The following is a 14,692-nucleotide window of genomic DNA, read 5'->3' as shown; positions in this document are numbered from 1 at the left end:
TGCGGATTAGGCAGTTGGCAGGCCTGGGATTGTCGGCAGGTCGTCAGCACCTGGCAGTGAACCCAGGGGTGAGCCTGTGCCACCGAGCAGATCTGTCAGAGCAGACGGATCGGTCGGGATTGGCAGTGCACCAGCATCTGGCAAACCACCACCCGCCAGGTCAGCCAATGGAGCCAATACTGCGTCCAGAGGCGTTCCTGTTGGGCCGTCGGTACCACCTTCACCGCCACCAGGCAGGCCTGGGATTGCAGGCGCACCTGGGATACCACCGGCCAGCAGGCCGTCCAGTGTCATGGCGCCAGTGATGATGCCGTCTTCAATTGGCTGGCCAATTACAGGGATCATTTCGATTGGAGCAACGTCCACGAACTGCTGGGCTGCGCTTTCAATCGGACCTGCATCTGGATTAGGTGCGGGTGTTTCACCACCGGTATCACCACCAGGCAGGCCTGGGATTTCTGGCAAACCACCACCAGCAAGGTCAGTCAATGGAGCCAATACTGCGTCCAGAGGCGTTCCTGTTGGGCCTTCACCTGGCTCACCTTCGTCACCACCGGGCAAACCGGGGATTGCAGGTGCGCCTGGGATGCCACCGGCCAGCAGGCCGTCCAGTGCGGCAGCACCAGTCACGATACCGTCTTCAATTGGCTGGCCAATTGCAGGGATCATCTCGATTGGGGCTACATCCACAAATTGCTGGGCCGCGCTTTCAATCGGACCTGCATCTGGATTAGGTGCGGGTGTTTCACCACCGGTATCACCACCAGGCAGACCTGGAAGTTCTGGCAAGCCACCTTCGGTCAAACCAACCAATGGAGCCAATACTGCATCCAGTGGTGTTCCTGTTGGGCCTTCACCTGGCTCACCTTCGTCACCACCAGGCAGGCCTGGGATTGCAGGTGCGCCTGGGATGCCACCGGCCAGCAGGCCGTCCAGTGCGGCAGCACCAGTCACGATACCGTCTTCAATTGGCTGGCCAATTGCAGGGATCATCTCGATTGGGGCTACATCCACAAATTGCTGGGCCGCACTTTCGATTGGACCGGCAGTTGGGTTAGGCTCTCCAGGCTCTTCGCCATCGTCACCGCCGCCCATGTCTGGCAGACCACCGGAACGAAGTGCCTCAACCAGTGGATCAGTCACAGCCTCCAGTGGAGTGTTGGTGCCGATGTCTTCGATTACACCAGCCAGGCTTTCAGCGAAAACGGCTGGGTCTGCATTTTCCATCAACGCGTCTGTCAAGGGTGACAGCGGAGTTTCTGGAATGCCACCTTCACCGCCACCAGGCAAGCCTGGCAGTGATGGAGCGCCACCGCCAATTGCGTCAGCGACCGGGTCAAGGATCACGTCCAGTGGTGTACCGGTTGTGCCGCCTTCTCCAGGCTCTTCACCTTCGCCGGGTTCGCCGCCATCATCTTCTGCGCGCTCGCCGCCGAGCAGGTTGCCCACGGTTTCAACAAGTGGTTCGCCCGGACCGGCAGAGCCGGCATTGCCAGTTGCCTGTTCACCAAGCATGGCCACACCACCGGCCAAGCCACCTGATAGTTGCTCAGGAAGTTGTCCGCCGGTTGGGTCTTCTCCACCGGCTACCACGAAGGCCAAACCACTGGTAAGCGGAGCCAAAGGCGCAAAAGCGCTGTTCGGGTTGGTCAAGTCGGTCAAGCCTTCAGCTACTTCTTGCAAAGTGCCTGGTACGCCGGGTGAGCCTGTGTTGTCTTCCTTTGTGCCATTGACTGGCGCCAAGATGCCGGCAGTCAATGGGCTCAGTGGGCTCTCATCTGAGGCCAAAACGTTCCCTGCCTTCGTCAAGCCTTGGGCAACACCGTCGACTTCACCTCGGTTTCTTGCCCTTGGGTTGGCCGCGGCCGCCGAGAGCATGCCTTCCTGCGCTGCTGGCTCGTTCTCGCTGTAACCCAAGGTTTGTGCCAAGGGGTCTACCACTGGGTCTAGCGGTGTTGGCTCTGCGCCTTCAGCAAGGCCTTGAGACAGGTTGCTCACTGTACCGGCAAGGCCTTCTTGCTCGTTGGTGTAGCCTTCTTGAGGCTGACCAACAGTTTCAGCCAGCAGGTTGGCAACGCCTGTGGGGTCTTGGTCGGCCACACTGGCAATGCCGTCGGATACGGTCGTCAGGCCGTCGTTCACTGCGCCTGTCACTGCGGTGATTGGCGCGAGTGGAGTCTGTTCCAAGCCATCGTTGAGTGATTCAACACCACCGATCAAACCAGATGTATCACCTTCAGCATCGCTGTCGGAGTCAGAATCGCTGTCGGAGTCGCTGTCGGAGTCGCTGTCGGAGTCGCTGTCGGAGTCAGAGTCGCTGTCGGAGTCGCTGTCGGAGTCGCTGTCGGAGTCGGAATCGCTGTCGGAGTCAGAGTCGCTGTCGGAGTCAGAGTCGCTGTCGGAGTCGGAATCGCTGTCGGAGTCAGAGTCGCTGTCGGAGTCGGAATCGCTGTCGGAGTCGGAATCGCTGTCGGAGTCGGAATCGCTGTCGGAGTCAGAATCGCTGTCAGAGTCAGAATCGCTGTCGGAGTCAGAATCGCTGTCGGAGTCAGAATCGCTGTCGGAGTCAGAATCGCTGTCAGAGTCAGAATCGCTGTCGTCGCTGGGGTCTACTGTTGTTACAGTGTCGTCGCCATCATCACTCAAGGCAATCGCGCCCAAGGCTGCGCCACCAATTGCTGCGCCAACGCCAGCACCTGCGCTGCCGCCTGCCAACAAACCGGCGCCGACCAGGCCAGACATAGTTCCTTCGTAGGGGGTCAAAATGGCGGAACTCACATCGTTGTCGATGTCATACAGCTCAACGCCTTCGCTAAGCGCAACCACTTCAGTACGTGTGGCACCGTCTGCAACGGTTGAGGAAATTTCTTCCAGTTTGGCAGAGGCATTGGGGGCTAGTTGCAGCAAGGTATCGCCGTGTCCGGCGGATACTGCGGGCATCAACACCTCAGCTGTTTGGGTTCCTGTGTTGGTAACTACATCGTTCCATTTCAGGGCGTCACCTTGGCTGAGATTGATGATTTGACCACCACGTTCAACTTGCAGGCCACCTGCTGTTTTAATAATGCCCACATTGGGATTTGGGTTTTCCATGATTTTAATTTCCTTGGCGCTAGAGAGTTTGTTAGGCAAGTTCACTGCTATAAGCGTTTTACTCACAGCAGTTTCGATTGGATTCAGGAAAGTGAAAATATCCACCAGAATATGTTTTCCCCTTGTGGAAGGGATAATCTGATTGTTAATCAAGTTTCTAGTTTTTATGAAAAGATTGTTTTCTATCGGGGTTTGCGGAAGATTTTGCGGCGATCCTTGCTCTGTTTAAATAAAGACCGCTTTTAGTTTGAAATCCTGAATGAGGACGCTTTTTTGCGCAGGTGTCTGACCATGAAGATGGTTATGGGGGACTCATTTGGGTGGGGGTTCTTAGAATTATTCCGATAACAAATTGCGGCGTTACGTTGTTTGACTGGGAAATTTGTTCACGACAAGCGTAAATTTCTGCATTTTTATCGATTATTTGAGTCTGCCTATTTCTGGATACCTTTTTGGGGTGTCAAAGTATTCATTCGGGAAGCATTGAACAATCTGTACAGGAAAGCATGAGGAAGTTTTTGAGTAAGCACAAACTTGCGGCTGTGCGATGGGTTTGTGTCGCATTCAGTTCAATGACTCTGCAGCTTGGCACTGTGCAGGCGCAGGACATTGTCACGGAGTTTGAGCCCCCGGTGGTCAACTATCAGATTCCAGATGAATTCAAGGCTTTGGTTGAGCGGGCCACACAACAAATTCAGTTGACTGCCCAGGTCAACGACAACGGGGATGCGTGGCAATTGTTCAGAAGGTTGCGACCCGCCATTCGAGATGCGTTAGGCACTGAGGGTTACTTTTCCCCCTCCATTCAGCGAATTGTTGATGAAACAGTTCCTGAGGATGTGGCACCTCCGCTGAACATCAAGATTGAGCCGGGAGTGCAAAGTAAAATTGTCTCGGTGGATATCCAATTCGATGGTGAAATCAACCAAGATGAATTTGCGCAACGCCGTGAGCGTTTGAAAACTTTATGGTTGCTGGGTGTTAATCAGCCCTTTAATCAGGCGGACTGGAGTGCAAGCAAAGACAGCCTTCTACGTGATCTGCTGGCCAAGGACTTCGCAGCAGCCACCCTTTCAGAAAGCCTGGCCAATGTGGATCCGGAAAACAACACGGTCGCCCTGAGCGTGGTTTATGACAGCGGGCCGGTGTTCACCTTCGGAGAACTGCAAATTGAAGGGTTGAGCAAATATCCTCAGGACCTGGTTTCCCGCTACAACACGATTCGTCCGGGTGATCGATACGAACAGGAGCGTTTGTTGCGGCTGTTGGCCGATCTCCAGGGCACAAGCTATTTTTCAGCGGTGGATGTGAAAATTGATGCGGATGATCGCCAGCCAAGTAATGTGCCCATTGAGGTCACCGTGATGGAAAGTGACAGCAAGCGACTCGGTTTTGGTGCAGGTTACAGTTCCAACACAGGGTTTAGAACCGAGGCAACTTATCAATACAACAATTTGTTTGATCGGGCCTATTCGCTGGTCACTGGTGTTCGGCTGGAGCAAAAACGTCAATCCGCCTATGCCGATGTGTTTTTACCCCCGTCAAAGCGTGGCGTTACAGATTCTGTCGGGGTGGCTTTCGATCACCAGGAAATATCAAACCTCGAGGTGGATCGTTCGTCAATCGGTGCCATTCGGGAGTTCAACAAAGGCATCAATGATTACCGGCTGGGCTTGAACTTTCAGCTTGAAGAACGCAGAGCACTGGGCGTTAACTTTGGACAAACCCAAGCGCTTGTTGCAAGCACATCCTGGACGAGAAACGCGGTTGATAACCGCTTGAATCCAACGGAGGGTTATATCGTTTTTAGCCAGTTGGCGGTGGCTTCTGAGCAGTTTGCCTCTGATCAGGATTTTGTTCGCTTGTACTCAAGGGCACAAAAATTCTGGTCGCCATCCCGGGAGAATCTTTTTTCTGCAAGGTTCGAAGTGGGTACGGTAGTGGCCAGTGCCCGGCGCGACATTCCCCAGGATTATCTGTTTCGCGCGGGCGGCACAAACAGTTTGCGTGGATTCGATTTTCTTGACTTGGGCGTAATCGATCAAGGGGTTTTGGTGGGTGGCCGACGTTTGATGATTGGCAGCCTGGAGTACACACGGTGGTTTGATGGTGGACCGTTGGGTGCCGCAGTATTTACGGACGTGGGTGATGTGTCGGACAACTGGGGTGACTTTGATCCCAAACCGGCGATTGGTGTGGGTGTTCGATACAAAACCCCGGCAGGCCCGATTGCGTTTGATGTGGCCAAGGCCGCTGACCAAGACAATTTAAGAATACATTTTGCGCTGGGGGTGGCATTTTGAAGCGCGGTGTTCTGACCTTGTTTTTTATGTTGATTCTGATCGCTGCTGCAGGCTTGACAGGCATAGCCTGGGTGATTCATTCGGAAAGGGGTTTGCAATTTGCAGCGGGAACAGTTCAAAACCTGATCAATTCCAGCGAAGAATCAAGGCTTGAGCTCGGTGAAATCCGCGGTAATTTGTGGACCGGGTTTCATGTTGAATCTGTTCAATGGCGACAAAATGAAACAACCGTGGAGGCTGAGCAAGTCCAGTTGACTGTGGACTGGTCTGAACTGTGGTACCGGCTGATTCGAATCAACCGTTTGTCTGCCGCGGTGGTTCGCGTTGACGCGCCGCCTTCTGAAGATGAAGAGCCGTTCATGTTGCCCGAGCGCGTGACCGTGCCTGTTGACATTGAACTGAATCAATTTGATGTGGCGCAGTTGCTGGTCAATGGAGAAGTGATCAAGCAACTACAAGCCTCTGCGGCGGTGCAGTCAGGCCAATTGAGTGTTGGTAATTTCTCGGTCAATGTACAGGACACGCAGATTACATCCCGGTTTGATTTGACACTCGAGCGGCCTTACCAAATCGACGGTTCGGTGAATGCACAGCGTGGTTTTGATGACCTGTTGCTGGATGCGCATGTTGCGGCAACAGGTTCTCTGGAGCGTCTTGAATTGACCATAGATGCCAAAGGAGAGAACCCCGGCAGGGCCGATCAAAGCCAAAGTGCGCAGGCTCAGGGGGTGATCACGCCATTTCGTTCAACGCCTGTTGAAACCGTTCAATTGGACGCCCGAAATTTCAACCCTGCACATTGGTTCAATGGTGCCCCCCGTGCGGCGCTCACGATTGCTGCAAATGTTCAGCCCAATGATGATTTTTCTGAAACCGTGGGTGATATATCTGTTCGCAATGCGCAACCCGCAACCGTGCAAGCAGGTGGGGTACCCATTTCCGTTGTGCAAACCCGTTTCAAATTGGCGTTGCGTGATCAACTTCCACAGCAGTTGGATGTTTGGGTTGATGAACTTCAGTTTGCGGATGGAAAACGCCGCGCCGGGCAGGCCAAAGCCGTTCTTCAGTGGCGCGCGCCCGTTGCGGGCGATGAAAATGTTGTTGTAGATTTTTTGGCTGGCGACATCAGTTTTGGGCTTGATGCGAATAATGTTGATGCGTCGGTGCTGGCGCAACTGCCTCAACGGTTGGCGTTAAATGCCAATATTCAAGGTGCAAAAACTGGTCAGCGTTTGCGGTTGAGCAAGCTGATTTTGCGCGATCGTGAGGCTGCCCTTCAGGGCCAGGTTTCTGTGGACTTGTCCGGGAAAATGCCCGCCAATATTCAACTGGACCTGTCAAAAATCAACCCGGCCAATTACGTGCCCAATGCCAGTCCACTCCTGCAAGGCGATTTGAATGGAAAGGCTGCTTTTCGTGGGGTCTTGGCGCAAGCCGGGAACACATTTGATCCGGTTGGCGAACTCAATCTTGATTTGAGCAACTCCCGATTGGCCAATGCCCCCTTGACCCTGATCGCCAAGGCCAATGGTGGCCTGTCGCGCTTAACCGATTTGATGCTCGATCTTGATGTGGTGGGCAACACCCTTCGAGCAAGCGGCAGCTACGGAACCCAGGCTGACTTTGTGGATCTGGATCTGAATCTGGATGAACTGCCGAGACTGGGCAAGCTGATTCGCATGGACTTGTCCGGGACTGCAAGACTGCAAGGCCAGGTGCGTGGGTTCAACGGCAATTTTTCGGGTGAAGGCAATATTGATGTAAAGCAATTGAAGCTGGACAACAGCTTGCAAATCGAAAAAGTGTCTGGCCAGTTCAAGCTGGGATCGGCACCGAATGCGGCCTGGGTAGGCGACATTGTGGCGAGTAATGTCAAGGTACCGGGCGAGCAGGCCAGTGCCTTGAATGACTTGACTTTAACATTGCGTGGTGTGCGCAGCCGGCATGAATTAAAGGGTGTTTTTTCAAGTGGGCTGCAGCCTTTTAGTCGTCAGCGTCAATTGAAAGGAGAGTTTGCGTTTAATGGCGGCGTGGGGGAGTTGAAAATTCCAAAGTCGACTTCTGGCTGGAAGGGTCAACTAACCCAACTGAAAGTGGAGGGCATGTGGATTCCTGCACGCAGCCTGGCTTTGCAAGCCCCCGCACCCCTCACCTTGGCCCCCGGATACATTGAATTACAGGACCTGGTGATCAAGGGGGAAGACACGTCGGTCATCAACAACAGGATTCTTCGCATTGCAAATCGGGAGGTGCGGGTTGAGGGTGAAATGCCGCAATTTTCGTTTCCCCGAATGTCGCCAATCTTGCGAAAGCAATTGACCGTGGAACCGAGGAATTTGATAGCAAGTGTGCGCTGGAACTACCTGGCCAATCCAAACAAGGTGGATGGTCATGTTGACATTCAGCATGTGTCTGGTGGCTTACAGATATTGGAAGACTCGCAGGTGGATGTGGACATTCGCACCATGGTTGCAAGTCTGGATTTTAATCGTGAGGCGGCAAGTGTTGATGTCAACATTCTGGCCGATGATTTCGGCGCGGTTTCTGCCAACCTGAGGCTGCCAGTTCAACAAAACCTGCAAACCAAGGCTTGGGCAATTGCCGGTGATGAGCCCATGCAGGGCTCCGTGGCTGCAGGTTTTACCGAGTTGAATTGGCTTGGCCCCATGATCAGCGGCGGTGTGCGAACCAGCGGGACCGGGCAGGTGGCCATGGCCATTGCGGGCACTGCGAACAATCCGGATGTTCAGGGCCGTTTGTTCGCCATGGATCTTGATGTGTTTCAGCTTGATCAAGGCGTTCGCCTGGAAGACGGCAATGTGATTGTTGATTTCACCACTGACAAGGCCAGCATCGATGCCTTTGAGTTCACGGTCTACAACCGCCGCCCACCTCGCCGTTACATCGAACAATTGGGCCCGCTGATTCAGGGCAACGGAAAAGTGAAGGTTGAGGGGGTCTGGAATTTGACCGGATTGAACGGTGAAATAAGGTTGTCGATGGACCGCGTGCCCCTGCTTCAACGCCCGGACCGATGGATGATGTTGAATTCGAAAGTGACTGTTCAACAGCCTGCTGTTGACGGCGAGCCCTTGAAGATTCGTGGTGAAGTTGACACCCTGGGTGCTTATTTCGAAATGCCTGAAAGTGGCCCTCAAACGCTGGGCGACGATGTGTTTATTCAAGGGCGCAGCGAGTTGGCTGGGCAAGGGCTGCCCATTAATTTGCAACTTCGGGCCAATTTGGGCGAACGGTTTTACATCAATGCCGAAGGTTTGAGAAGCAGGCTGGAAGGTGGGGTGCGACTGGTGATGCTGGAAGGTGTTGGCGGAAGTGGTCAGCGCCGATCGGGCAGACGCTTGAGTGCCACTGGCACCATTCAAACAGTTGACGGCACCTACCGTGCCTATGGACAGGACCTTACAATTGATCGAGGTGTGGTCAACTTCCAGGGGCCCCTTGATAACCCGGGTTTGAATGTGCGCGCCGTGCGTAAGGGTGTGGCGGTTGAGGCGGGTGTAGAAGTCACAGGGACCGCGCAACGACCCAGTGTAAGGTTGGTCAGCGAACCAGCAGTACCCGATTCCGAAAAATTGTCATGGATGATTCTTGGTCGCGGCAGTGGCTCTGCAGACCGTGATTCAACATTGTTGCTGACTGCCGCCGCTGCCATTTTTGGAGATGATGACGAAAGCACCACCCGTAAAATTGCAAAGTCGATTGGTATTGATGATCTCAGTTTGAGCACGGGTTCTTTAACCGCGGCAGACTCTCGCGCCGTGGGCAGCCAGGTTGCAATTGCACCGGGGGCAGATGCGTCTGCCAATGTGATCGGTTCCGATGATCCTTTGTTGTCACAGCGGATTGTGTCCTTGGGCAAACGGTTCAGTGACCGCGTGTATTTAAGCTTCGATCAGTCAGTGACCACGGCAGCCAGCATCATTAAATTGAATTATCAATATTCTCGACGGTTGAGTTTTATTGCACGGGCCGGTGCGGACAACGCGGTGGATGCACTTTATCAATTCTCTTTTGACTGACAGCACAACAACATGATGAATTCTGGCAGGCTTGAAAAACTCGGCAAACACCTTGAAGCATTGTGCTCCGTCGAGAGGAAGGGCAACAGTGTATTGATGTTGTCGCATTCGAATGGAATAGAGCGTGCCACTGTCGAGGTGTTCGTTGGGCAGTCTTTTGAGGCCAGCTGGCGAGCCTTGCACGCCCATGTTTCCGAGTCGTTTCGAAAAAGTATAGTCGATGCTGAACATGTGCGAGTGGACTGGGTTTGTGACATCCAGGCAATGACATGGGCCGAGTTGAAAAAACTGCTTTCAAACACGAAACGAAATTACTTCAGCCACGGCATTGCGCTGGATCCGCAATTCAGGCATGCCTTTTTGTGGGGTGAACTTAACGGCAATGCCATGTTGTACGGTGGCTCCGAGGAAGAGTTTGCCAAACTCAGTGTCGGAAACTTTGAAAAGTACGCCCGCAAAAAATATGGCAAGTCGTTTGTACTGAATCACGACGATGCGCAGCCCGTGTACCTGTTTTCAACCCAAGGTGCTTATGTGGGCACCGATGGGGTGGTGCACACCCTGGAGCCGGCTGGTGTTGCGGTTGGGCGGCGCAAGTTGCCCAATCTGGATGCGGAGTCGTGCCAGCAACTGGTATTCAATGCCAGTGAATTTCTGGCGCGTCAGGTCAAGGACAGTGGTGTGTTTGTGTATGGCATGTTTCCGTGTTTCAACAAGGAAATTCCAACCTACAACACCTTGCGTCATGCCAGTTCAACTTACGCAATGATTGAGGCCTGGGAGCTGACCCAAAGTGCCTTGTTGAAGTCTGCAATTGATCGTTCGCTGCATTGTTTGACGAATGATCTCATTAAGCACGTAACACTGAGTGGCGGCATTCAAGCCGCGTTTCTGGTTGACACCGGCAATGAGATCAAGCTGGGTGGCAATGCGGTGTGCATATTGGCCTTGGCCAAATACACCGAGCTGACCGGCGACACCCGGTACATTGAGTTAATGGAACAACTGGCCCAAGGCATAGTGGCCATGCTCAACCCAACTACCCGTCAATTTGTACATGTGCTGAATTATCCCGATCTTTCCGTTAAAGAACAGTTCCGGATTATTTATTACGATGGCGAGGCCGCATTCGCCTTGATGCGCTTGTACAAAATTACGCGCCGCCCTATGTGGCTTCAGGCTGTAGAACTTGCTTTTGAATATTTCATTGAAGCGCGCCACTGGAAAGCAAACGATCACTGGATGAGCTATTGCGTCAACGAGCTCACCCTGTACCGGCCTAAACGCGTGTACTTCGAGTTCGGCATTCGTAACTTTTCGAATCACCTGGATTTTGTCTTAGACCGCATTACCACCTTTCCAACCTTGCTGGAATTGATGATGGCAGCCGAACAAATGCTCTCGCGTTTGCAGGGCATGCCAGAGTTCGCTGATCTGTATGCACAAGTGGATGTCGAGAAGTTTTACCGTGCCATGCACTGGCGTGCGAACTACCTGTTAACCGGGTATTTTTGGCCGGAATGGGCCATGTACTTTGCAAAACCAGACACTTTAAATGGTGCATTTTTTATTCGCCACCATGCTTACCGCGTACGTATTGATGATGTTGAACATTACGTCTCGGGTTTGGTGGCTTACCGGAAGTTTTTGCTCAAGCCAGTGAAGCAATTGAGTGTCTCAAGCATTCGGGAACCTGGCAGGCTGAATTCAAGTATCGAAAACACCCAATTCTGGTTCTTGAATCAAGACATGGGTTTTCAACGATCAGGCGTTGAAAATGCGGCTTTACTTCGCAGTCGTTTGTTTGTTGAAGAATTGAACAAAGCCCCGGTTTTGGTAACCAGTCGCTTTAATCCGCGGTTGCACGAATCCATTCAGGGTTTGAAGGTGGCGTGCAGGTCGATCTACGATTATTTGCAGGATGCCGAAACAGCGCCAGTTGCGCTGAATACAGGGCAGTCAATTGAGCGGAACCCCTTGTGGAAAATAAGCCATGTGGAGGGGCGACGCGACTTCAGAGTGGCAGGTCCCGATGGGCATTTGTTGATGTACGTTGTTCGTCACCCGACAAGCGATGCAATTCTGCACATCAATCATTTTGGTGATGGCCTAAAGCTTTGCAAGGAAATTTTTGACTCTCGCGGGCATCTCAGCTGCATCCAATACCTCAATGACAAAGGTGCACCAACTATCGAGCATTATTTGCGACCCAACGGAACCGTGGCCTTGGTCAAGATTTATCGGACGCACAAGGGCAAGATGACGCTGCAGAACATTCGCGTGTGTGGTGAACGTGGCGAGTTAAAGGCCTCATTCTCAAGCGAGGAGGCACTGATTACCCATGCATTGACCTCCATGTTGAAGCAAGCGGGGGGCAAGCATGTGTTGGTGGTCGATAAAAACCGCTATTGGTACAAACCGGCGATCGCGGCAAGAGATGTGGTTCATCAAACAACACCACACAGCATTGCGGTGGTGCCTGTGATTCATGCACTGCACACTCAGACCGTGCGGGATTTGCATGTCAGCCCTGTCAATTCAAACTTCAAAGACATTCTGGCCGATGTGCAGCAACCCGACGCAATCGTCACTTTGACGAACAGCCAGAAAATCGATATCCAGTCCCGATTTGGTGAAGGACGAATATTTTCGATTGGTCACGCCTATGAGCCGGATCGGTCTGTACCGTCATTTGATCAGCGTGATCGATTTCGAATTGTTTGCATGGCGCGTTACAGTCCAGAGAAAAATCACCAGTTGGCGATTGCCGCATTTGCCAGGCTTACTGAGCGTTATCCGCAAGCAAGGCTGGACTTCTATGGCTTTCCTTTGTCGCCCACCAATCAGCTGGTGATGGCCCTGCGCGAGCAAATTCAGACGCTGGGGCTTGTGCAGAAGGTTCGTCTGAATGGCTGGGTGGATGATCCCGCAGTTCAGTATCGATCTGCCGGATTGTCATTGTTGACCAGTCAGGCAGAGGCATTTTCCCTGACCATCATGGAAAGTCTTTGCCACGCCTGCCCACCTGTTGCCTTCGATGTACCCTACGGCCCTTCACAATTAATCCAACACGCAGGCACCGGCATGTTGGTTCCCTTTGGCGATGTCGATGCTTTGGCGAAGGCAATTGACTCGATTTTTGCAGATCCTGTTTATCATGCCCAGTTAAGCGCACAGGCCTTGCTGGACTCGAATCGTTTTAAACAGGCTGAAGTGGCAACACACTGGCGAGGCCTGTTGTCCTCATTGGGGGTAGGTGAGGTAAGCTCCGTAAAAACATCGCTTGAGTGATCAACAAAGGGCATCATGACTGCAGTTCAAAACGCAATTTCCTTACTCACAGTATTTGACTGGATCGCCGTGGGGTTCTTCGTCATTTGCTTTCGTGGTTACAACTACGTATTTGACGGCCGCAGCCGTTTTGGTCGACATGGCCTGTCGCAAAAAACGCATGAATTTCGAAAGCTGTGGGCTCGTGAAATGCTCGGCCGCAGCAACCGGGTGGGCGACACGGCGCTGATCGGCAACCTGGTCAATAGCGTTACTTTTTATGCCAACACCACCATTTACATTATTGCGGGTTTGTTTGCCTTGCTGGGTACGCTGGATCAACTGGTGAACATCACCAGCGACCTGCCATTTAGCCGCGAGGTAAGCCGTGGTTTGATGGAAATCAAAGTGCTGTTGGTGCTCACTGTGTTTGTGGTGGCCTATTTCAAATTCACCTGGAGCTTGCGGCAGTTCAACCTGCTTACTATTTTGGTCGGTGCTGCGCCCGATGGAAACCCCGACAAAGAGTACAACGAGTCCTATGTGTCGCGCATGGCGAGAATTAACAGCCTGGCAGGGGACGAATTCAACCGGGGCTTGCGGAGTTACTATTTTGGAATTGCATCAGTGACCTGGATGATTCACCCAGGCTTGCTGATGGCCTTCAGTGCCTTGATCGTATTGGTGTTGATCCGCAGGGACTTCTACTCAGAAGCCCTGGAGATCATGTCGAAATAAACCTTGCCGCGAATTACCAGCTGCTGGTTTCGCGCTCGGGGCTGGCACTGACTTTGTGAATGGTCAGGTCGGCACCGTTGAATTCTTCTTCGTCACTCAAGCGAATGCCCACAGTCATTTTCAGCAAGCCGTAGACCACGAAGCCGCCCACCAGTGCGAAGCCCACACCCGCCACAGTACCAATCAGTTGGCTCATGAACGAAACGCCACCCATGCCGCCCAGGGCTTGCTGACCAAACACGCCTGCTGCAATGCCACCAAAGGCGCCACAAATGCCATGCAATGGCCACACACCCAACACATCGTCGATTTTCAAGCGGTTTTGGGTCAGCGTGAACATGTACACAAACAGCACACCTGCAATAGAGCCCACAGCCAGCGAACCCAAGGGGTGCATGATATTGCTGCCGGCACACACGGCCACCAGGCCAGCCAAGGGGCCGTTGTAGGCAAAGCCTGGGTCATTGCGACCTGCGGCCAAGGCGCCCAGCGTGCCGCCCACCATGGCCATCAGGCTGTTCACGGCGACCAGCCCTGAGATGCCTTCAATTTTCTGGGCGCTCATCACATTAAAGCCAAACCAGCCCACGGCCAATACCCAGCTGCCCAAGGCCAAGAAAGGAATGGAGGAAGGCGGGTGCGAGCTGATGCGACCGTCCTTGGTGTAGCGGCCACGGCGTGAGCCCAGCAGCAGCACGGCAGCCAGTGCAATCCAGCCACCCACCGCATGAACCACCACACTGCCGGCGAAGTCCATAAAAGGCGCGCCAAAGCTGGCGGTCAACCATTCCTGAAAGCCATAGTTGCCGTTCCAGACCATGCCCTCGAATATGGGGTAAACCAGACCCACCAAAGCGGCTGTGGCCACCAGCTGGGGCACAAAGCGCGCGCGTTCAGCAATGCCGCCTGACACAATGGCGGGAATGGCGGCTGCGAAGGTGAGCAGGAAGAAGAACTTCACCAGTGAGTAGCCGTTGCCCTCGTTGAGTACAGTGGCGGGTTCGTAAAAACCCACGCCGTAGGCAATTGCGTAACCGATGAAAAAATAACTGATGGTGCTGACCGAAAAATCGGCCAGAATTTTGACAAGCGCATTAACCTGGTTTTTGTGGCGCACCGTGCCCACTTCCAGAAATGCAAAACCAGCGTGCATTGCAAGCACCATGATGGCGCCTAGAAGCACAAAAAGAGTGTCCAGTGCGAGAGTAATTTGTTCCATTTTGGTGAATTTTCAGGTTTATGGTTGAA

The 14,692-nt window shown here is 53.2% G+C and carries 6 protein-coding genes; 4 read left to right on the top strand and 2 right to left on the bottom strand.

Annotated features, from left to right (window positions below):
* Positions 1–6 precede the first annotated feature (6 nt).
* Entirely contained in the window at positions 7–3,093 is a 3,087-nt protein-coding gene (locus FCS97_RS16595; protein WP_212746418.1) for a hypothetical protein, read from the bottom strand.
* 572 nt (positions 3,094–3,665) lie between these two features.
* Between FCS97_RS16595 and FCS97_RS00590 the strand changes: the two genes are divergently transcribed.
* The 4 genes from FCS97_RS00590 to FCS97_RS00575 are packed head-to-tail and all read left to right on the top strand — an operon-like array spanning position 3,666 to position 13,444.
* A complete protein-coding gene (locus tag FCS97_RS00590) occupies positions 3,666–5,396 on the top strand; it encodes an autotransporter assembly complex protein TamA (RefSeq protein WP_171035106.1) in 1,731 nt (576 codons plus the stop codon).
* Positions 5,393–9,436, top strand: a complete 4,044-nt coding sequence (locus tag FCS97_RS00585; RefSeq protein ID WP_138515645.1) for a translocation/assembly module TamB domain-containing protein — start codon at positions 5,393–5,395, stop codon at positions 9,434–9,436. The genes FCS97_RS00590 and FCS97_RS00585 overlap by 4 nt, the downstream gene beginning before the upstream one ends.
* 12 nt (positions 9,437–9,448) lie before the next feature.
* Positions 9,449–12,727: a glycosyltransferase gene (locus FCS97_RS00580; RefSeq protein ID WP_138515643.1), complete on the top strand. Its 3,279-nt coding sequence runs from the start codon at positions 9,449–9,451 to the stop codon at positions 12,725–12,727.
* A gap of 15 nt (positions 12,728–12,742) precedes the next feature.
* Positions 12,743–13,444: a DUF599 domain-containing protein gene (locus FCS97_RS00575; RefSeq protein WP_138515641.1), complete on the top strand. Its 702-nt coding sequence runs from the start codon at positions 12,743–12,745 to the stop codon at positions 13,442–13,444.
* Between the two features lie 13 nt (positions 13,445–13,457).
* Here the strand turns inward: FCS97_RS00575 and FCS97_RS00570 are convergent, their stop codons facing one another.
* A complete protein-coding gene (locus tag FCS97_RS00570; protein WP_138515639.1) occupies positions 13,458–14,663 on the bottom strand; it encodes an ammonium transporter in 1,206 nt (401 codons plus the stop codon).
* Between the last annotated feature and the right edge of the window lie 29 nt (positions 14,664–14,692).

It is taken from the genome of Limnobacter alexandrii (genome assembly GCF_005871185.1).
Classification (GTDB): Bacteria; Pseudomonadota; Gammaproteobacteria; order Burkholderiales; family Burkholderiaceae_B; genus Limnobacter; species Limnobacter alexandrii.
This window is presented reverse-complemented; position numbering and strand designations above follow the sequence as displayed.

What these genes read in the sequence shown, in the direction of transcription:
- FCS97_RS00570 (WP_138515639.1), bottom strand. Translation starts at nt 14,663, where the DNA reads ATGGAACAAATTACTCTCGCACTGGACACTCTTTTTGTGCTTCTAGGC.
- FCS97_RS00575 (WP_138515641.1), top strand. Translation starts at nt 12,743, where the DNA reads ATGACTGCAGTTCAAAACGCAATTTCCTTACTCACAGTATTTGACTGG.
- FCS97_RS16595 (WP_212746418.1), bottom strand. Translation starts at nt 3,093, where the DNA reads ATGGAAAACCCAAATCCCAATGTGGGCATTATTAAAACAGCAGGTGGC.
- FCS97_RS00590 (WP_171035106.1), top strand. Translation starts at nt 3,666, where the DNA reads ATGACTCTGCAGCTTGGCACTGTGCAGGCGCAGGACATTGTCACGGAG.
- FCS97_RS00580 (WP_138515643.1), top strand. Translation starts at nt 9,449, where the DNA reads ATGATGAATTCTGGCAGGCTTGAAAAACTCGGCAAACACCTTGAAGCA.